Source organism: Snodgrassella alvi, from assembly GCF_002777855.1.
GTDB lineage: Bacteria > Pseudomonadota > Gammaproteobacteria > Burkholderiales > Neisseriaceae > Snodgrassella > Snodgrassella alvi_E.
On sequence record NZ_MEIK01000028.1, the window covers coordinates 1 to 20,581 of the forward strand.

Here is a 20,581-nt window from a genome sequence, read left to right on the forward strand (position 1 = left end):
CGGTTTCGGCGGTTTCGCGTCCTTGTTCGTCATAGCTGTAGTGCCATTGTCCACCTTGGGTGTCGGTGACGCTGATGAGTTGTTGGTTGTCGTTCCATTCAAATGCGGTGGTGTGACCAAGGGGGTCGATGTAGCGGGTGATTTGGTAGACTTCGTTCCAGTAATGCTGGCTGATGCGTCCCAGGCTGTCTTTGACGGTGGTGAGGCGTTGCTCAATATCGTAGTGAAAGTGATAGTCTTCCTGTCGCTGGCCATCTGCTTCGGTCCAGTGATGGGTGACGCGCCAGGCGGTTTCGGCGGCATCGGCAAAGTAATCCCACTGGTAGTGGCAGTGCAGGCCGGTGGGCAGGCGGTGGTAGATGAGGCGTCGGCCGGTGTCGTAGGCGAAGGTGCGGGTGTGCCGCTGTTCGGCATCGATGACGTGTCGGAGGTCGCCCTGTGCGGTGTATTGGTATTGTGCCAGTACTCGGCTGTGGCCATTGGCCAGTTGTTGTTTGATGGTGGTGACGCGTTGTGGGTGCCGGGGATGCTGATAGTGCAGGGAGAGACGGGTGCTGCGGTCGTTGTCGGTGATTTCGATGATGCGGCTGTGGCTGTCGCGGTAAAGAAGGAGGCGGTTGTCGTTGCGATCCTGAAGTGCGGTGAGGTAGAGGCGGTGGGGTTGGTTGGGGTCGGGCTCGAACAGGCGGTAGAGGCCGTCGTCGTCTTCGATAACCCAGCGGTTGTGCTGGCCACGGCGGATGGTGAGGTTTTCGTTGATGCCGCGCATGCCTTCGCCGGGTTGCAGGGGGTCGATTTCGAGGCGGCGTCCTTGTTCGTTGATATAGATGGCGGCACAGGAGCCATCGGGCTGGGGTGAGATTTCGATTTCGACTTCGAAGCTGACGCTCCATCCGGTGCCGAACATGTTGTGGGTACGGGTGTCGACGCTGCTGTAGAAGCGTTGCCATTGGAGGGGCAGATGGGCGGGAAGGGTGAAGTCGAGCTCTTCGGTGTCAAAGAGGAGTTTGGCGCCGGTGGGGAGGTGGACGGGGTGGCCGCGGGTAACCGCTTGTGCTAGTTTGGCAGAGGCTAAGCTGGTGCCTGCATTACTGGCGATGGCCAGGACAAGACATTTGATTTTGGAACAGATTTTGCGGGGACGTCTTAAGGCTGAAATCACACCAATGAGCTGGGCAACCGGATGTTTGCCGCTTCTGATTTCACGCACGACGATGGGTTCGCCACCGATGCGTACGTTGTTGGATACTTTGACGCCGCCGGCATGGTCGTCGGTGACTTTGGCTTCACAGGTGCTGCGGTCGTTGCTGCGTACAGCCGGCTGGCTGTTGATGTAGACTTTGCTGGAGCCTTCGGCCAGATATTCATCTGTGCCGAACGGATGCGGATGTTTGCGGCAAAGTATTTTGTCGTCATCTCTGGGTTCTGCTCTGGGATCGGGTGAGGCGACTGTTGGCCGAATAAATTCCTGGGCGATTTCTCCGGCTGCGATAAGTATACCTGCTATATCGGCGAAGTTTTCGGGCTGCTGTGGTTCTTCGCTGCTGTCATTTAGTTCAATGCTTTGATCTATGGTACCTGCGGCGCGGGCGGAAGCTTTGCTGTTGGTGCGGGTATTGGGCGAGCCGGTTTTGATTTTGCCATCTTCGGAGGGAGGAAAAAGGCTACTGACCCAGTTGGCGAGGTTGGATACGATGGTATCACCACCTGAAATGGCCATGAGTACGCCGACAAGGACACTTAGGAGTAGTCCGCCGGTGGTGATGGTGCCAAAAATGGCAAAACCTACTGCGGCGGTGATGGCTGCGTAGCATGCTATTTCTACAGCCGCACCAACGATGTCTGCGAGCATGGAGGTGTGTAATAGGATGTCCCCTTCGCGGGCGGCCCAATACGCATTGCCCATTCGTTAAACCCCTTGATGAAAATATAGAAGTGTATTGCTGTGTTTGTTTTTTGAGTTCGATGCTATGTTTGTTGTTTACAATAAAGCTGTAAAATGCATTGTTAAATTAACGTTTAATTACATTTTATCATGTTTGATATTATGTATAAATAAGAATGGTGTTGGTCATGGATAAGATTACTTCTGATAGCCGGCAATTCAGTATTCGCACTTTTGCTAATTTGTTTGGATTAACTCCGGCGACTGTGCGGTATTATGAGAGTTTGGGGTTGATTTCTCCTCAGCGAGGTACGAATAAACGTCGGTATTTTACGCAGAAGGATGTTGAGTGGATGCGGTTTGTGCTGCATTTGAAGAATACGGGTATGAGTATGGCGCAGTTGCAGCAGTATGTGTTTTTGCGCAGTCAAGGGGATGAAACGATTTCAGAGCGCTTGGAATTGTTATTACAGACACGTGCGGCGTTTATGCAGCAGCAGGCTGAGCTGAAGCAACATGTACGGATTTTAAATGATAAGATTGACTGGTATCAGCAACGTAAGCGAGGTGCTTTGGGGGAGCAGGTAAGCTTTGCAGAATATTTAAGCAATATTGGCCATCATCTTTGAATGTTTGTTTGAATGAGGATGACGGGTAAAAAGCTGATTGTTGACAGGATGTATTGGAGTTTTATAGATAAAATTCCAAAATTTTAAATGGTTATAATAATGACTGATATTGTTTACCGTAATGATGTTAAGCCGTCACTGGCTGAAGCTACTGAGCTCTATAGTCACTGTACGTTGGGCGGGCGGCGGCCGATTGGTGATGAGGAGCGTTTTCAGTTGATGCTGGATAATGCTAATCTGATTATTACAGCATGGGACAAGGACAGGCTGGTTGGGATTGCACGTTGCCTAACTGATTTTGTTTATGTGACTTATCTGGCTGATCTGGCGGTGGACGAACGATATCAGAAGCAGGGAATCGGTAAACAATTGATTCGTGAAGTTCAGCAGCATACGCGTGCTGATGCGCAGGTTGTGTTGATTGCAGCGCCACAGGCAGTTGATTACTATGGGCATATTGGGTTTTCTGCTCATCCTTCGGCATGGACGTTGAATAAGCAGTTGAAATAATGTAAATACGTTTCCTGTGCTGTGGTCTGTGGGTGACGGCAGATAGTTTAGCTAGCGGGAATGGTTCTCTGAAATGTTTTATTTTTGATGCTGGCTATCAGTTTTGTTACTGTATGGGTATGCAAAGTGGGTGAAGAGTAGTTTTAGATTAATCTGGATGGTTTGAGTTTATTTTTAGTTTTTTTGTCAGTTGCTATTTTTGTATGTGCTGCTAATTGATGAAATTAGGGTCATTCTTAGGTGTGGCTGTTTATTTAGAGTTGGGTTTGCTGCAATTGGTCTGATTTTCATGATGGCAGGATAGAAATGAGCTTGCCAAGTCTGCGCAGCAGCCGCAGCAGGTAGCGACACCAAGTTGTGCTTGTAAGTCTGTCAGACTGCTTGCACCGGCAGCGACGGTTTCTTTTATCTGGCGATCAGTGATGGCATTGCACAGACAAATATACATAGTTTTTTTCCTTTGAGTGTGACTTCTTTTTGTGGATAAAGATGATAGTGGATTTCATTATTATTATCAAGTAATGTGTGACAATGAATTATTAATTCTGAATTTATTTGGACAGGTAAAATAAAACCGACTTTTAAAGTCGGTTTTATTTTGGTTCACTGGGATAATCAGTTGTCGTGCGTATCCAGTGTATCTATTTCAGTATTGCTGTTTTCTTCTGCTTCGGCAATCCGCTCGAGGCTAACCAGTTTTTCGCCTTCATCGAGGTTGATGAGTTTGACGCCGGCAGCAGCACGGCCGGTGGCGCGTATCTGATCTACTTTGGTACGGATGAGTACGCCACCGCTGGTAATGAGCATCAGATCGTCGCTGTCGGCTACGAGGGTAGCGGCAACCATGTCGCCATTTCGTTCGCCGGTATCGATGGCAATTACGCCCTGAGTACCACGGCCAGAGCGGCGGTAGTCGTCTACGATGGTGCGCTTACCATAACCATTGGCAGTGGCGGTGAGTACCAGTTTGTTGCCATCTTCTTCTGCATCGTAGGCCAATAAGCTGATCACCTGATTGTTTTCGGCCAGTTTCATGCCGCGTACACCGCGAGCGCTACGCCCCATTGGGCGGACGTTGTCTTCGCTGAAACGTACGGCCTTACCACCGTTGGAAAACAGCATGATATCGTGTTTGCCGGCAGTTTTAACGGCGCCGATAAGGTGGTCGCCTTCGTCGAGTCCGAGGGCAATAATGCCGGCGGTGCGCGGGCGGGAGAAATCGATAAGCGGGGTTTTTTTAACGATACCCTGTTCGGTACACATGAAAACGTATTCGTTTTCGCTAAATTCACGTACCGGTAGTATGGTGTTGATTTTTTCGCCTTCTTCCAGCTGAATTACGTTGTTAACCGGACGTCCGCGGCTATTGCGGCCGCCTTCAGGCAGTTTGTACACCTTTATCCAGTGGCATTTGCCTAGGCTGGTAAAGCACAGTAGGTAATCATGGGTGTTGGCAACAAATAGGGTTTCAATGAAGTCTTCATCTTTGGTGGCAGTGGCCTGTTTGCCACGGCCGCCGCGTCGTTGTGCCTGATAATCGTCTGCCTGCTGAGTTTTGATGTAGCCGCCGTGGGTGAGGGTAACCACCATGTCGCGCTGCGGTATCAGGTCTTCATCAGCGATGTCGCCACCAAAAGCGTTGATTTCGCTGCGGCGTTCGTCTCCAAACTGTTGCTGAATGGCGGTCAGTTCGTCATGAATGATTTGGTTGATACGTGCTGGTTTGGCCAGGATATCAAGCAAATCTAGTATGTTATCGAGTACGTTTCTGTATTCCTCAACAATTTTATCCTGTTCTAGTCCGGTAAGGCGTTGCAGACGCAAATCTAAGATGGCTTGTGCCTGAGCGTCAGACAGGAAGTAATCATTGCCAATGAGTCCGGTATTGTCGGGTGCATCCTCTGGTTTCACCAGCTGCACATCGATGTCGCTGCGAGCCAGCATGTCGGCTACGAGACCAGATCGCCACGGACGTGAGGTTAAGGCTGCTTTGGCTTCAGGTGGTGTGGCAGAAGCTTTAATGAGGGCGATGATTTCGTCAACATTGGATAAAGCAACGGCCTGTCCTTCAAGGATGTGTCCACGTTCGCGTGCTTTGCGCAGGGCAAACAGGGTACGACGAGTAACGACTTCGCGACGGTGACGCAGGAATTCGCTCAGTATCTGTTTGAGATTGAGCAGTCGTGGCTGGCCGTCTACAAGCGCTACCATGTTGATGCCGAAGCTGTCTTGTAGCTGAGTTAATTTGTACAGCTGGTTAAGAACGACTTCGGCATTTTCGTTGCGTTTCAGCTCAATTACCACGCGCATGCCGGATTTATCGGATTCATCGCGCAAATCAGAGATGCCTTCAAGCACTTTGTTGTGTACGAGTTCGCCGATTTTTTCAACGAGTCTGGCTTTATTGACCTGATAGGGGATTTCATCAATGATGATGGCTTCACGGTCGTCGTGCTTACCAATGGGCTCGATGTGGGTTTTGCCGCGCATGATGACGCGGCCACGGCCTGTGCGGTAGCCCTCACGTACACCGGAAAGGCCGTAGATGATGCCGCCGGTAGGAAAATCCGGTGCGGGAATTAAGTCGATCAGTTCGTCAACGCTGAGGTTTTCGTTGGCCAGCAAGGCTTTGGCGCCGCCAATTACTTCGTTGATGTTGTGAGGCGGGATGTTGGTGGCCATGCCAACGGCGATGCCCGATGAACCGTTCACCAATAAGGCTGGAATCCGGGTAGGCAGTACAGCCGGCTCGTTTTCGCTGCCGTCGTAGTTTGGAATAAAATCGACGGTTTCCTGATCGATATCAGCCAGTAGTTCGTGCGCGATTTTTGCCATGCGGATTTCGGTGTAACGCATGGCAGCGGCACTGTCGCCATCCACGGAACCAAAATTACCTTGTCCATCCACCAGCATGTAACGCATAGAGAAATCTTGTGCCATGCGGACGATGGTGTCGTAAACAGCGGTATCACCGTGCGGGTGGTATTTACCGATAACATCGCCGACGATACGTGCTGATTTTTTGTAGGCACGGTTCCAGTCGTTGTTGAGTTCGTGCATGGCGTAAAGAACGCGGCGGTGAACCGGTTTGAGGCCATCGCGTACATCGGGAAGGGCTCGTCCTACAATTACGCTCATGGCGTAATCGAGATAGGAACGGCGCATTTCTTCTTCTAGAGATACTGCTATGGTTTCTTTGGCAAAAAGTGCATCTGACATAATGGCTTTATTACTATAGAGAGCATTGTTTATTTTACCATAGCGGCTAATGGTTTCTGACTATTTTTCTTTTTGGAGTTGTTTTGCTGTAAAAAACCTTGTTGTTAAAGGGTTTAAAGATATGCCCACAATATTTGTGGATAAATCTGTGGAAAATGAAAGTCTGGCTTGCATAATTGCCTATAAATCAAGACTTGCATGGGCTTGCCTAAAAAATAAGCCTAAAATAAATTTCTTTTAAAATCATATATTTAAAAAATATGTTTGTAAAAATTAAAGCCATTCAGATTTTTTACAGACTTTAGCATGACTGGTTTAATTCATGTGGATAAAATCGTTTTGTCAAGTCTGTTTTTATCTTGACAGATGGGAAATTGTCGATTTTCTGCGATGAATCCAGACTTTGGGTAAGGAATTTTTAATGTGTAGTAAGAATCAATCTGCAAATACGCTTCCGGATGATTTGGTTGCTGAGACGTGGGTATTTGTCCGAGTAATTGATAATTTTGGTGATGTGGGCGTGGGCTGGCGTTTAAGCTGTCTGCTGGCAGAGTATTTCTGTCTACGCGTACGTCTGTGGATTGATGATGTGAAAGCTCTGAATAAGCTGGTACCGGAGTGGGAAGGGTATTTGCCCCATGTGCTGGTGGAAGTCTGGCAGGATGAGCAGCTGATGCAGCGACAGCTGGCTGAGGCTAATGATCCGGTACTGGTAATAGAAACTTTTGGTTGTACGTTACCTGACGCAGTGCGGGCACGAATGATCCGGTGTCGGCCTTTGTGGCTAAACTGGGAATATCTGACGGCTGAAGACTGGGCGTTGGATTTGCATGCTATGCCGTCCTTGCAGGCTGACGGACTGAAAAAGTATTTTTGGTTTATGGGTATGGATGCAGCCAGTGGCGGCCTATTGTGTGAAAAAGATTATCTGACTAACCGTGCTGTATTTAGGCAGCAGCCTCAGTTACAGCAGGCATTCCGACAACAGTATGGTTTGCCTGAGCAGCATAAAGGCCAGTTGTGGCTGGTATTTGCCTATGCTTCAGTGTGCTGGCCACAATGGTTGACCATGTGGCAGCAGGGTGGTACGCCGGTGACGTTGTGGCTGGCTGGTGGGCAGGTGGTGGAAAGTTTGCGTGCGGCTTCGATTGTGCCGACAGATGCCTTGCGTGAAGATGGTGCCATATATGAGTTGGATAATGTCACAATGGTGCGTATTCCGTTTGTACCACAGGTGGCGTTTGATCAGCTACTGTGGCTGGCTGATGCGGCAATTGTGCGGGGAGAAGACAGTTTTGTGCGTGCTTTATGGGCCGGTTTACCTTTTTTCTGGCATATTTATCGGCAGAACGAGAATGCGCATGTGCAAAAACTGCATGCTTTCTGGGCAAAGGCTACGACAGGATGGCCAGTAGAGCTGCAAAGGGCGTTTATGGCTTTGTCGGATGATTTAAATGGAGCTGGCAAGCTGGATGAGTTAAGCCGTGTGGTGGCGTGGCAGAATTTGTATGGAAATTGGCAAAGTTGGGTAAAAGCGGCAGCCGCGTGGTCTGAAATGCTGCATGCGCAGGACAATGCGCTTGAAAAACTAGCCAGATTCTGCCATCTTCCGCTAAAATGATGTACTTATTATTTGCTGAACATTTTTGGAAGTTAGATTAAAGATGAAAACCGCACAAGAATTGCGCCCGGGTAATGTATTTATGGTGGGCAATGATCCAATGGTGGTGCAGAAGTCCGAATACAATAAATCCGGTCGTAATGCTGCCGTGGTGAAAATGAAACTGAAAAATTTGCTGACTGGTGCTGCTACGGAAACAGTTTATAAAGCCGATGAGAAGTTTGATGTAGTGGTACTGGATCGTAAGCAATGTACTTATAGCTATTTTGCTGACCCGATGTATGTGTTTATGGATGATGAATTCAATCAGTATGAAGTGGAAGCTGAAAACATCGGTGATGCCATCAAGTTTATTGTGGATGGCATGGAAGAAAAATGTGAAGTGACTTTCTATGACGGCCGTGCCATTTCAGTGGAGCTGCCAACTATTATCGTGCGTGAAGTGGAATACACGGAGCCTGCGGTAAAAGGTGATACTTCTGGTAAAGTGATGAAGAATGCCCGTTTGGTAGGTGGAGCTGAGATTCAGGTAGCTGCTTATATTGAAAATGGCGATAAGGTGGAAATCGATTCGCGTACTTTTGAATTCCGCAAACGCGCCTAACTGATTTTCTGGCTGGCAGGCTGTCTGGAGAAATTCAGGCAGCCTGTTTTATTGTTTGCTGCGCGGTAACAGGCTGCTTGATGGCTGTGATGGTTTGCTGTCTTTTATTGTTTGTATTGTTTAAGTTTGTAGGTGAAAGATGTTGTTTGAACTGAATCTGCATGGACGTGGTGAATTGTGGGCTGAATGCCGCAGGTTGTTGCGTCTGGCGTTGCCGATTCTTGTGGCACAGGCAGCGCAGGTGGGTGTTGGGGTAGTGGATACGGTAATGGCTGGCCATGCCAGTGCCAATGATTTGGCTGGGGTTGCTCTGGGCTCGAATGTGTTCATTACGCTTTATATTACGTTTCTGGGGGTGATGACGGCTTTGCAGCCGATTCTGGCACAGTTGTATGGCGCCGGTAAAACCACAGAAATCGGTGAGCAGGGTCGGCAAGGACTGTGGTTCGGTTTGTTTCTGGGCATATTGGGCATGTTGCTGCTGTGGGCGCTGATTAAGCCGATGCAGCACTGGCTGAATATGGGCACCTATGTGGATGGTGTATTTGGTCAGTTTGTGTTCTTTATTGCCTTGGGTATGCCGGCAGCGATGATTCATCGAGCTTTTTATGCATTTGCCTCTTCTTTAAACCGACCAAAACCGATTATGGTGGTGAGCTTGATTGCGCTGCTGCTGAATATTCCACTCAATTATATTTTTGTTTATGGCAAGTATGGAATGCCGGAGTTGGGAGGGGCAGGCTGTGGTCTGGCTTCGGCTATTTGTTTTTGGTTTAATGCTATTGTGCTGGGCATTTATGTGGTTCGTCAGCGGTATTTTGCACCGTTTGCGCTGTTTGCTCGATTTGAACGTCCGCGCTGGCGTGTACAGGCTTCGCTATTGCGATTGGGTATTCCGATTGGGATGTCGTTTTTCCTTGAAGTGAGCCTGTTTACATTTATCAGCTTGCTGATTGCGCGTTTTGGTGTGACTCAGGTGGCGGCTCAGCAGGTGGTAATTAGTATTACGTCGCTGATTTATATGTTGCCGCAAAGTGTAGGTATTGCGCTTGCGGTGTGTGTGGGACAGGCGGTAGGTGCGCGCAAATGGCAACGCGCCCGTTTTGTTTCTGGTGTGGGTCTGAGTATGGGACTGCTGGGTGCGTGCTTTACCGGTGTGCTGTTGTTATTGTTTCGGCACTTCTGGGTGGGTTTGTACACAGCTGATCAGGAGGTCGTATTGTTGGGCGGCACACTGCTGATTTTTGCGGCCGTTTTTCAGTTATCCGATGCTACGCAGACGATTGCTTCGTACGCGCTGCGCGGCTATAAGCTGACCAAGATTCCGATGCTGATTCATGCGTTTAGTTTCTGGGGTTTGGGTCTGGGTTTTGGATGTCTGTTTGGCTTGTATTTCGGTATGGCTTTGTATGGTTTCTGGCTGGCTTTGGTACTAGCGCTAACCGGTGCGGCGGTGGCTCTGGTATGGTATTTGCACCGGCAGAGTGAGCGATTTGCGCTGATGCAGGCGGAAAAGGAATCATGATGGATGTGACAGAATATGCTGATTTACAGCCGCTGCATACTTTTGCGTTACCGGTACGCGCACGCTGGTTGGTGTCGCTGACTGATGTTGAACAGTTGCCGAAAATCATGGCTTTACCCCAATTTGAACCCGAGCGCGTGCTATGGCTGGGCGGTGGGAGTAATATTCTGTTCTGTGCTGATTATCCGGGGCTGGTGGTGCGTGTAGCCAATCGTGGTATTGAGCTGGTGGCGGATGATGGAGACCGTGTGGTGGTTGAAGCAGCCGCGGGTGAAAACTGGCATGATTTTGTACAATATACGCTGGCTCAGGGTTGGTGTGGACTGGAGAATCTAAGTCTGATACCCGGTACGGTGGGGGCAGCACCGGTACAGAATATTGGCGCCTATGGTGTTGAGGTGCAGTCGTGTATTGAGGCGGTACAGGTTTACGATTTTAAAACAAATGAGCTGTGCTGGCTTGACTGTGATGAGTGCGGTTTTGCTTATCGCGACAGTATTTTTAAACATGCTGAGGGACGTTATCTGATTGTGGCGGTGCGGTTTGTGCTATCGCATGTGTTTAAAGCGCAGCTGCGTTATGGTGATTTGGCACAGGTGGCGTCAGAACTGGCACAGGGACAAGCTTTGACCGCCAGTATAGTGGCACAGGCTGTGTGCCATATCCGCAAGCAAAAGCTGCCTGACCCGCAGGTGCTTGGCAGTGCCGGCAGTTTCTTTAAAAATCCAGTTGTGCCAGCTACACTGGCTTCTAGCCTTTTGAAACAATATCCATCCTTACCGCATTACCCGCAGCCGGACGGACAAGTGAAACTGGCAGCTGGCTGGTTGATAGACCAGTGTGGCCTGAAAGGATTTCAGTTGGGTGGTGCTGCGGTACATGAGCGGCAGGCGCTGGTTCTGGTAAATAAAGATCATGCCTCAGCTGCTGATGTGGTAGCGCTGTCTGAATATGTGCAGAATTGTGTGGCACAGCGTTTTCAGGTGCGGCTGGAGCCTGAGCCCATATGGCAGCCTCAGTAACGGCGACCAGTAGTCTGATAAAAATGCCGTTAGTATGATTTGTGCGGTAAGAGACAGCATAATCTGAAAGAAATGAATATGGTGAAAGAATCACGCCCTAATACTTATAATCGTATTATTGATGCTAGTCTGAAGCTGTTTAATGAGGAGGGTGAACGCAACATCAGTACGAATCATATTGCTTCTTATTTGGGCATCAGCCCGGGCAATTTGTATTATCATTTTCGCAATAAAGATGAAATCATTATGCAGCTCTTTAAGCGCTATAGTGAGGAATTGCTGTGCTATCTGCAGCAAGTGGAGACGCCGCAGGATACAAATGCCATTAAGAATTATATGTTTGGTGTGTATGATGTAATGTGGCGATACCGTTTTTTATTTAGTGATTTGAATGCAATGCTGTCGCGAAGTGCTGAGCTTCTGGGTGAGCACAATAATTTTACCCGTGTAAGGGTGTCACCGCTGCTGCAAAATTTGTTGCAGCAGCTGACAGATACCGGCTTTATTCAGACCGATGAAATTGCTCGTAAGGAAATGGCTGTAAATATCTGGCTAATTACAAAATACTGGTGTGATTATGACAGTGCGCTGTATGAACGTAAGCTAACTGAGGACTCTAAATACCGCGGTACTCATCAGACATTGACTTTGCTGCGTCCGTATGTAGCGCCGGCCTATCGGGAAGAATTTAACCGGATGATGGCTGATTTGCGCAATCACATATAAGATAAAATCAACCCCATTCAGAAGAATGGGGTTGATTTTTTTATATTATCCGAACCTTAGTTTTAGTGTTTTATTTGCTGTGGCCAGTGAAATTTTTCAGAAGCATGAAACGGTTTCTGTTATTGGGGTTAGGAAGAGGTTATTGGGCGGCTGTCCCCCATTTTGATGCTTTCAAAACATTCGGGTAATAATCCATGCCGAACTCTGGCTGCGGCCAGTAGTTGGGGTGGTTCATCCAGCGGTTCATCGGCCAGTTCGAAAGCGCCCCAGTGCATGCCTATGGCCTGACGGCAATGCAGAATATTAAATATGGCTACAGCTTGTTCGGGATCAATGTGCTGATTATGCATAAACCAGCGAGGTGCATAGGCTCCGATCTGGATAGCTGCCATGTCTGTGGAGGTAAAGTGCTCGGCAATCTGGCGGAACATGATTTCACTGAAACCGGTGTCCCCACTGAAGTAAGTATTGCTGCCTTCAGGTGTTTGCATCATCCAGCCACACCATAAAGTGTGATTGCGGTCTAACAGGCTGCGCTGGCTCCAGTGATGTGCCGGTACGGCATGAAAGCGGATATTATTAATGTTTGTTTGTTCCCACCAGTCTAGTTCTGTTACGTTGTTAATGCCCAATTGGTGTAGTTTTCGTTTTAGTCCTAAGGGGACGACTGCGTTGATATTGGGAAAACGTGCGGCCAGTTTACGAATACTGGCTGTGTCTAGGTGGTCGTAATGGTTGTGAGAAATGGCAATGACATCTATATGGGGTAGCTCGGCAATGCTTGCAGCTGGCTGTGTACGGCGTTTTGGTCCGGCAAAGGATACAGGCGATACCCGTTGCGAGAATACAGGGTCGGTAATAATCATGCATTGATTCAGGCGTATGAGTAATGTGGCATGACTAATCCACCATAGGCGATTGCCGGAGAGGGTGAAATCTGGTGACTGCGTCCACTCACGGGCAAAATGTGCATAACCTTGCTGAGGTGGCTTGGGCAGATGGTGGATGTGTCTTTCTAAGCTCCAGCGATAGACGTCAAGCTGTTTGATGGTTGTTGGTTCTAAATTACAGAATCCGTAAGGTGTATGATGCGATTTCTTTGGATTGTAGTAGGGGTTTTTTCTTTTAAATAGCATTATTTGCCTTCTTTCTGCCAGTCCAACACTGTTTGTACCATAATGCCCCTATTACAGGTAGAACTTAAATCAGTGCTTGCTCTGCTGGTGCCACAAGCACTGAAATAAATCGCGGCTTTAGGTGGTGAAAGTTATTGAGTGGCCAGTATTCTGTTCATTTCATAAAAATCACCACTCATCTGTGACCATAGTTTTTGGCGTGTTTGATTAAATTGTTCTTCGCGAGCAAGCAGTTTACCTTCGGTATATGCGGTATATTTTTTGGGTACGTTTCCATCAAACCAGTAATAAGTCTGTGATGAAGTTGTTTTTGCACGGTAGTTGCGATTTAGGGCGTACAGGCCTCTGGTGTGTACTTCAGCCATCATTTCTGCTTCATTTATAGTTTTGACACTATATTTTTTGAAATAGAAATCTTTATACACATCTTGATTGACCATATTACCGTGTTCATCTGCCACCTGTTTTGATCCGACACGCAGATTTTCATGGAGGTTTTGGGTTTCAATATTTTCTTTATACTGTTGAAACTGGCCGCGGCTCATGCTTACATCAATCACTAAATTGGCGGCACTGGCATTATCGACAAAATTAACATAATTTTTTTGTAATGCGGAACGTATGTTATCAGCCAGATAGCTGTTGCCGCGGACGAAAATTTGTATTTGTCCTTTTTGCGCATACATACTCGCCAGTTTGGTAGAATTTTTATAGGTATTGCCATATGGGCTGTATACCTCGCTGGCAGCACGGTATAAGGTAGCAGCTTCGCGATATTCACTCAGACGCTTTGCGCGGCGAATTATGGTTTGTGCCTGCTGGTAATGTTTTTCTGCTTCAATGGTGCGCCATTTTTTTTCATAAATGTCTGCTTGTTTGGCGCTGTCTTTATAATTGCCTAAAGGCAGATATACTTCATGTGCTTTGCGGAAGTTTGCGGCTGCCTGTTTATAATTGCGTTCTCGTACACCGTCCTGTGCCTCTGCATAAAATTCCTGTGCTGCGGTTTTATAGTACATTTTCTGATTATCTTCAGCACGTTTGAGAATATCTTGATAATTAAAATATTCATAACCCTGACGGTATAGTTTTGCTTTGCGCAGATAATCATCACTGTAGGCAGGCACAATTTCGTTGGCCTGCTGATAAAACTGTTTAGCCAGTGATTCTTTTATTCCATTTATTGTGTACAGGCTGAGATATTTTTCTATATATGGACTATAGCTTTTATCTCCGAGCTCGGTTTTTAATGCCAGCAGTAGCTGATAATTTTTAATTCGTTTTTCATAATCGGTTGGTGCTGCCTGCTGAATGTTTTTCTGAGCCATTACAGTCAGTTCTGCTACTGTTGCTTGTAAATATAATATGTCTTTATCTTTCCATGGTTTATTTTTCTGTTGCAGCTTTTGGCTTTTTGCATTGAAGTTATTAGCCAGAATTTTTACTCCCCCGATATAATCACCGGATTTGAATTTATCTTCCGGTTTTACAGATACTACACAGCTTGCCAATATCAGACACAGAAAAGCCAATAGTATTTTTCTCATTTATTTCTTTCCTCGGCTACGTAAACAAAAAAAAGATAAGATATAAAATCAGCATATTAACATTATCAATACTGAAGCGTAAGGAATTATAAGTCTACCAATTATGCAAATTTGAAATGATATTGATATGCTTTATTCTATTTATCTGGCTATTACTGTGAAGTGAATGGAAAGCTCTAAGCACCCTGACTTTTTTCAACGCTTTTTTAGGAGAAAAAATATTTTATTAATAGTTCTGACTAGCTTTGGATAATTGAACAGGAATGATGTAAGAAAACCTGAACTGGCTGTTAGCAATTCAGGTTTTCTTTTGACCAGCTAGCCAGATGTGATGCCTTGATTTTCAGAAGCTTTGATGCTGGCTGTTGTTTCAGTTTAGTTTCGTGGCGTATATGCGTAGACGGTGCTGTTTTGCCAAGCGCCTATATAGTAGCGATTCTGATGATAGGCTAATGCCACAGCTCCTGGTATTGAGTTAACTAAGGTGTTTACAGTTTTTGTTTTGACGTCTACTGTACGCACCATGTCAGCCCCGTTGTCAATCACAGCAACGACGTTTGGAGAAACGGTAACAATGCCTACGCCCGGACGGTTGAATTCTTGACCCAATTCTGTCTGGTTGCCATCTGGTGAGATTAGGGTGAGTCGACCGCTATACTGGGATACAACTAAGCTGTTATCCGGTAATTGGGTGACGCCCACTGGTGTGGTTAAACCCCGGGCAATGATTTCTTTGCGGCCGCTGTTTAAATCCAGTGATACGATTTCTCCAGTGGAACGGTTGGTAACCAACAATTTGCCAGTGTTGGAAAAAGCAATACCTGTAGGGGTATGATAGCCATCTGAAATTTTTTCAGCTTTACCGTTGGCATTGATTTTTAAAATGTAATCTCCATCGTAGGATGATACATAGATATTATCTTGTGCATCAATAACAATACCAGCTGGTGCTTCAATATCGGCATAAACGGTCTCACGTTTGCCGTTGGTGTTTATTTTAGTGATTGAGTTACCTGACCAGTTTGTAACGTACATTGCGCCTTTAGTGTCGAAGGCAATTCCTGTGGGGGCGTTGAAAGAAGAGCTGATGGTCGTTAATCCTTCAGTGGTGCGTGCGCTGGTTTGCTCGGTTGTTAATCTGGCCATATTATTCCTTCCGTATAAATATAGTGTGCTTAATGTAAGAAAAACAAAAGCCATTGCATAGAAAAATTTTTTTTTCAACATGTGTACCCTAGTGTGAGCTGAATGAATAGTGGATGGGCAGTATTTTATTAAAGTGCGTAAAGATTCGGCTGTTATCAGTGTTTTCTATCAGGCAGTTGATCATTGCTTTTCAGTCTGAAGAGCATCATTCTGCTTTTGTCTGACGGTAGAATCTGTTTTGATTATTTAGTTTTTAATATCCCCTATGGTTCATGTGAATAAATAATTTAATGATGCGATTGCTGAATTAAGCGTACTTAAAAATCAGGAAATACAGAAATACGAAATTAGCGATATGAAATAAATATCAGGGATTGGAAGCGCATTGTGCCGGAAGAGCATATATAAGTTCGGCTGGTTAACACAGTTTTGGGCATAGGTATGCTGGCAGTTTGTACAGTTTGCTTGGTTCTAAAGTGCTGTTGTCGCGATAGTTGTGTTACTGCTGCCATGCCTGATAAATCAAGTGTTATTATGCTTATGATGTATATTCGGCTGACTTATGTTTTTTCATGCAAAAATTGATGTATCTCGGTATGCTGTGCAGCGAAGTAAATTATAATCGTTAGCGATAAAATAAATGCGGCGTTTGCTGCTGGTGTTAGTTCAACGAAAGGGATTTTTATGTCGCAATTTTTGCTGGTGCCTACTGGATCACAGGCTGGTTTGACCGGTGTGGGTCTGGGTGTGGCGCAGATATTTTTACAAGCCGGACAGGTGCCGCTGTACTATAAACCAGTTACCGCAAGTACAGCTGCGGATAATACCGTTGCACTGGTGCAGACGGTATTGCAGCAAACTTTGCCTGAACCACAGTCGCTGAATGCTTTGGATGAGCGGGTATATCAGGGACAAGCAGATGATGCTGTGGAAGAGTTTGTTGCTGCTTTTCATCAGCTGGCTGAGGCAAAACATGATGTGGTGGTGATTGAAGGTGCGGTTCCGGAAGCAGGTCGCACTTATCTGCCGGCACAAAATGTGAAAATTGCGGCAGCGCTGAACGCACGGGTAATTCTTGTGGCAGCGATTGCAAATCGTACTCCTGCTTTGGTTGCAGCGCAGTTGTTGCTTGCTGCGCATGATTATGCGCATGGCCATACAGAAATTAGTGGCTTTATTCTGACTGCTGATGCCGAGCATGCTCCTGCAGCTGGTTTTGCTGCCGAGGTACAGTCTGAACTGACCGCACATGGCTACAAACTTGATTGTCTGGGTGTGGTAACTGCTCTTCCGGCGGAAATTGATGTGGCTCAGGCTAAAGATGTAGCCAGTGCAGTGGCTGCGCAATTGAATGCTCAGCTTTTGAGTGCAGCACAGGCTAAACCATTGACAGAGCATCTTGCGCCGGCAGCATTTCGCTTTCAGATGATGGCGCGTGCCCGTGCGGCCAATAAACGTATTGTGCTGCCGGAGGGCAGTGAACCGCGCACGGTTGCCGCAGCGGCCATTTGTGAAAATAAAGGAATTGCGCGCTGTGTATTGCTGGCTAAAAAAGAAGAAGTGGAAGCAGTAGCACGGGAAAAAAATATTCAATTACCGGCTTCACTGGAAATCATTGATCCAGACACAATTCGTGAACGCTATGTTGCACCGATGGTAGAACTGAGAAAAAGCAAGGGTCTGACACCTGAACAGGCTACTGAGCAATTGCAGGATACGGTAGTGTTGGGCACGATGATGCTGGCAACCGGTGATGTGGATGGTCTGGTGTCTGGCGCAGTACATACTACGGCCAATACCATTCGTCCTGCTCTGCAATTAATTAAAACTGCTCCGGGTGCCAGTCTGGTATCCAGCGTATTCTTTATGCTGATGCCGGATCAGGTGCTGGTATATGGTGACTGTGCTGTTAATCCGAATCCAACTGCTGAGCAGCTGGCAGATATTGCCATTCAGTCTGCAGATTCTGCTAAAGCATTTGGTATTGAGCCTAAAGTAGCGATGATTTCTTATTCTACCGGTTCATCCGGCAGTGGTGCTGATGTGGAGACGGTGACAGCAGCTACTAAGTTGGCACAGCAAAAACGTCCTGATCTGCATATTGATGGGCCTTTGCAATACGATGCGGCCAGTGTGCCTAGTGTGGGCAGACAGAAGGCGCCGGACAGCAAGGTTGCTGGGCAGGCTACTGTGTTTGTATTCCCGGACTTAAATACCGGTAATACTACTTATAAGGCTGTGCAACGCAGTGCGCATGTACTGAGTGTGGGACCAATGTTGCAGGGTCTGAATAAGCCGGTAAACGATTTATCGCGAGGTGCACTAATTGAAGATATTGTGTACACCATTGCTTTAACGGCTATTCAGGCAGTACAGATGGGCTAGCCCATATTATTCTTCGGCAGATTATTACTGCTGATAGACAGGCAGATGATATGACAATCATCTGCCTGTTTTGTATTTATGGCAATAAAATTAATTATTTTATTTTTTAGAAGCAATTTAAAATTAAATGTTTATTATAAATGGCATGATTATTGTCTTTTGATACGATAACTTTACGAACTATTGCCAAATCTGTGTTAATAAATTACAGTCTGTAACTGGACATAACGTCTGATAAATTAGCCAAGAATACAAAGGGATAATCTTAAATTAGAGGTATTATGCAGTAATATACTCGCCTGCAGTTTTTTTGCAGGCGGTTTATTTTTTTAAGGCTTAAAACACTACTGCGATATTGGCTGGCTTTTTAAAGCATGAGCTTTATTGTTCTTTTTTATGTTTTGTTGTTTCCAAATCTGGATTGAGTTGGTTGGGGAGATAACGATGAAACTAATCGCATTCACTAAGCTGGTACCAAAATGGATCAGCGTATCTTTTTATGTTTTATTTCTGTAAAATAATTCTCAAATTAAAGTAATGTTTTTACAATAATATTTAACTTGATATTTTGTGTGATTGAAACAGCTTGGAGTTTAGCCAGTGCCTGCGATGCTCTTTAATTTATTCTGCTAACGATGGACGAAATAAATCAGGTTTGAGTAGGTTTTGGCTATTGGTCTGTGTTGAAGATAGGTTTTGTCAATCTGGACTAGTTGCAGTGATATCAGGATAAGATTATTTTTTTAACGTTAGTTTGATATGCGGTTTGTGCGGTTTGATTTCTTTTGCTGATGGCTGGTTAGAAGCGGTAATTTGTTTGCGTTGTGTTTCCGACAGCAACCCGGACCAATCACCCTTAAGATACCATTGTGCACCGAAATCCTCGCACGGATGCGGAATGCGGATACTACCATTGCCGCATTGTAAATCATCGGCACGACAGTATTTATCACACCCCCAGCAGATTCGTTCGGGGTGTTTAGGATGCAGAGGGAAAACCTTGGCCATGGTAAAGTCTATTGTTGAGGAATATCTGCGGTTATACCCGCTAAAGCCGGTTTGTTCAAGCGGGGGAAGACTGGGTGTGGTGTAATGTTTTGTCGGAAAAATATTTTTGCCAAAACAAACTATGCTTGACTCAGGAACAGATAAAAATTCAGTTTAATATGACAGGTGCGCAATGAAACAATATGATGTTGCAGTTTTGGGTGGTGGGTTGCTGGGACGTCTGACTGCGTGGTTACTGGCAGAACAGGGCTCTAAAGTGGTGCTGTTCAATGCCGGTAATCGAAATGGAGAAGGCAGCGCTGCATTTGCGGCGGCAGCGATGCTGGCGCCTACAGCTGAAGCGGTGGAAGCCACGCCGTTGGTGGTTCAGTTGGGATATACCAGCCTGCCAATCTGGCGTAAGTGGGTGGATACATTTCCAACTCCGGTATTCATGCAGCAGAATGGATCATTAATTGTCTGGCATCCACAGGATCGAGAGCTGGCTCAGCAGTTTACACGAGATTTACAACGGGCTCATCAGGATAGCAGTCGCTGTCAGCATTGGCACAGTCAGCAAATTGATGAACAAGAACCGCAGCTGGCTGGCCATTTTCAACAAGGGCTGTTTTTACCAACAGAAGGCCAGTTGGATAATCGTCAGACACTGCTGGCACTGGCAGATGTGCTTGAGCGCCGGCAGGTAACCTGTTATTGGGAACGCGTTAGTGAGCCGGCTGAATGCGCAAAACTAGCTGAATGGACGCTGGATTGTCGTGGTTTTGGCGGTAAAAAAAGCTGGAACAATCAGGCAAGTAGCCGTCTGCGCGGTGTTCGAGGAGAAGTGCTGCGTATTCATGCTCCAGATGTGACGCTTCACCGGCCGGTACGGGTGCTGCATCCACGCTATCCTATTTATATTGCGCCGAAACAGAACCATTTGTTTGTAATTGGTGCTACTCAGATTGAAAGTGAAGATGACAGCCCGCTGAGTGTGCGTAGCGGGCTGGAGCTGATGTCTGCTCTGCATTGCGTTCATCCGGCTTTTGGTGAAGCACGAATTCTGGAAAGTCTGGCGCAGCTACGCCCGACACTCAATCATGAAAATCCGGAAATACGCTATGATGCACAAAATCGTTTGGTAGCTGTTAATGGATTGTTTAGGCATGGGTTTATGATTTCACCCACTGTTAGTCTGGCTACTGTACGGGTTATGCAGGCGTTGATGCAACAGCAGCCACTTCCGGATGCAGACGCGCGCTATCACATAGACGTTGTGCCGGTAAGCCAGAATGGAGAATCAGTAAAATGAAATTATGCGTTAATGATGAGGTAATAGAGTTTGCTGGCCGCACGCTAGGTGAGCTGGTTGTGCATATTAATCCTGAAACACCTTTTGCAGTGGCCGTAAACACTGCTTTTGTTGCCCGTAAGGAATATGGTGGCTATGTCTTGCAGGAGCAGGATAAAGTGGACATTGTGAGTCCGGTAGTGGGTGGTTAGTATGGTAGCAAAATGGTTGTCAGTAAACCCTGTATGCATACAGGGTTTTTTGTTGCCCGTCTTTGGCCGTGCTGGCTGATGCTGAAGCGGGTAATTTGTTCACTTTTAAATAAAGCAGTAAATTTCAGGCTAAATA

The 20,581-nt window shown here is 46.5% G+C and carries 17 protein-coding genes; 10 read left to right on the plus strand and 7 right to left on the minus strand.

Going from position 1 to position 20,581, the window contains the following annotated elements; translation table 11 throughout:
• Positions 1–1,906, minus strand: a 1,906-nt coding sequence (locus BHC43_RS03405; protein ID WP_218966455.1) for a DUF6531 domain-containing protein, incomplete at its 3' end; no start/stop codon positions are given.
• Between the two features lie 167 nt (positions 1,907–2,073).
• Between BHC43_RS03405 and BHC43_RS03410 the strand changes: the two genes are divergently transcribed.
• Complete coding sequence (locus BHC43_RS03410) at positions 2,074–2,514, plus strand: MerR family transcriptional regulator (protein WP_180297416.1); 441 nt, start codon at positions 2,074–2,076, stop codon at positions 2,512–2,514.
• Between the two features lie 99 nt (positions 2,515–2,613).
• Positions 2,614–3,024 (plus strand): GNAT family N-acetyltransferase, encoded by a 411-nt coding sequence (locus BHC43_RS03415; RefSeq protein ID WP_100140780.1) that lies wholly within the window; start codon positions 2,614–2,616, stop codon positions 3,022–3,024.
• 250 nt (positions 3,025–3,274) lie between these two features.
• Here BHC43_RS03415 and BHC43_RS03420 read toward each other — a convergent pair whose 3' ends face one another.
• Positions 3,275–3,472 carry a (2Fe-2S)-binding protein gene (locus BHC43_RS03420; protein ID WP_100156511.1) on the minus strand — a complete coding sequence of 66 codons (198 nt, stop codon included), beginning with the start codon at positions 3,470–3,472 and terminating at the stop codon, positions 3,275–3,277.
• 167 nt (positions 3,473–3,639) lie between these two features.
• A complete protein-coding gene (gene gyrA / locus BHC43_RS03425; protein ID WP_100151922.1) occupies positions 3,640–6,243 on the minus strand; it encodes a DNA gyrase subunit A in 2,604 nt (867 codons plus the stop codon).
• A gap of 421 nt (positions 6,244–6,664) precedes the next feature.
• Between gyrA and earP the strand changes: the two genes are divergently transcribed.
• The 5 genes from earP to BHC43_RS03450 all read left to right on the plus strand — a co-directional run bounded on the left by earP (position 6,665) and on the right by BHC43_RS03450 (position 11,741).
• On the plus strand, positions 6,665–7,864 hold the full coding sequence (earP, locus tag BHC43_RS03430; protein WP_100156512.1) for an elongation factor P maturation arginine rhamnosyltransferase EarP: 1,200 nt from the start codon (positions 6,665–6,667) through the stop codon (positions 7,862–7,864).
• A gap of 43 nt (positions 7,865–7,907) precedes the next feature.
• A complete protein-coding gene (gene efp, locus BHC43_RS03435; RefSeq protein WP_025331610.1) occupies positions 7,908–8,468 on the plus strand; it encodes an elongation factor P in 561 nt (186 codons plus the stop codon).
• 139 nt (positions 8,469–8,607) lie between these two features.
• Positions 8,608–9,993: an MATE family efflux transporter gene (locus BHC43_RS03440; protein ID WP_100140775.1), complete on the plus strand. Its 1,386-nt coding sequence runs from the start codon at positions 8,608–8,610 to the stop codon at positions 9,991–9,993.
• Positions 9,990–11,015: a UDP-N-acetylmuramate dehydrogenase gene (gene murB, locus BHC43_RS03445; protein WP_373885630.1), complete on the plus strand. Its 1,026-nt coding sequence runs from the start codon at positions 9,990–9,992 to the stop codon at positions 11,013–11,015. The genes BHC43_RS03440 and murB overlap by 4 nt, the downstream gene beginning before the upstream one ends.
• Positions 11,016–11,087: 72 nt before the next feature.
• Positions 11,088–11,741 carry a TetR/AcrR family transcriptional regulator gene (locus tag BHC43_RS03450; protein WP_100140773.1) on the plus strand — a complete coding sequence of 218 codons (654 nt, stop codon included), beginning with the start codon at positions 11,088–11,090 and terminating at the stop codon, positions 11,739–11,741.
• 128 nt (positions 11,742–11,869) lie between these two features.
• On the opposite strand, the gene BHC43_RS03455 is transcribed toward BHC43_RS03450, so the two are convergent.
• From BHC43_RS03455 to BHC43_RS03465, 3 genes are all read right to left on the minus strand, one after another.
• Positions 11,870–12,877 carry an MBL fold metallo-hydrolase gene (locus BHC43_RS03455; protein WP_100156514.1) on the minus strand — a complete coding sequence of 336 codons (1,008 nt, stop codon included), beginning with the start codon at positions 12,875–12,877 and terminating at the stop codon, positions 11,870–11,872.
• 131 nt (positions 12,878–13,008) lie between these two features.
• Positions 13,009–14,424: a hypothetical protein gene (locus BHC43_RS03460; RefSeq protein WP_100156515.1), complete on the minus strand. Its 1,416-nt coding sequence runs from the start codon at positions 14,422–14,424 to the stop codon at positions 13,009–13,011.
• Positions 14,425–14,799: 375 nt separating this feature from the next.
• A complete protein-coding gene (locus BHC43_RS03465; RefSeq protein ID WP_100156516.1) occupies positions 14,800–15,570 on the minus strand; it encodes a Vgb family protein in 771 nt (256 codons plus the stop codon).
• A 684-nt stretch (positions 15,571–16,254) separates the two neighbouring features.
• On the opposite strand from BHC43_RS03465, the gene pta reads away from it, so the two are divergent.
• On the plus strand, positions 16,255–17,955 hold the full coding sequence (pta, locus tag BHC43_RS03470; RefSeq protein ID WP_100156517.1) for a phosphate acetyltransferase: 1,701 nt from the start codon (positions 16,255–16,257) through the stop codon (positions 17,953–17,955).
• 735 nt (positions 17,956–18,690) lie between these two features.
• Here the strand turns inward: pta and BHC43_RS03475 are convergent.
• On the minus strand, positions 18,691–18,963 hold the full coding sequence (locus BHC43_RS03475; RefSeq protein ID WP_100156518.1) for a DUF3079 domain-containing protein: 273 nt from the start codon (positions 18,961–18,963) through the stop codon (positions 18,691–18,693).
• Positions 18,964–19,135: 172 nt separating this feature from the next.
• On the opposite strand from BHC43_RS03475, the gene BHC43_RS03480 reads away from it, so the two are divergent.
• Entirely contained in the window at positions 19,136–20,254 is a 1,119-nt protein-coding gene (locus BHC43_RS03480; RefSeq protein WP_100156519.1) for an FAD-dependent oxidoreductase, read from the plus strand.
• On the plus strand, positions 20,251–20,445 hold the full coding sequence (gene thiS / locus BHC43_RS03485; RefSeq protein WP_100156520.1) for a sulfur carrier protein ThiS: 195 nt from the start codon (positions 20,251–20,253) through the stop codon (positions 20,443–20,445). The genes BHC43_RS03480 and thiS overlap by 4 nt, the downstream gene beginning before the upstream one ends.
• The last annotated feature ends 136 nt before the right edge of the window (positions 20,446–20,581 follow it).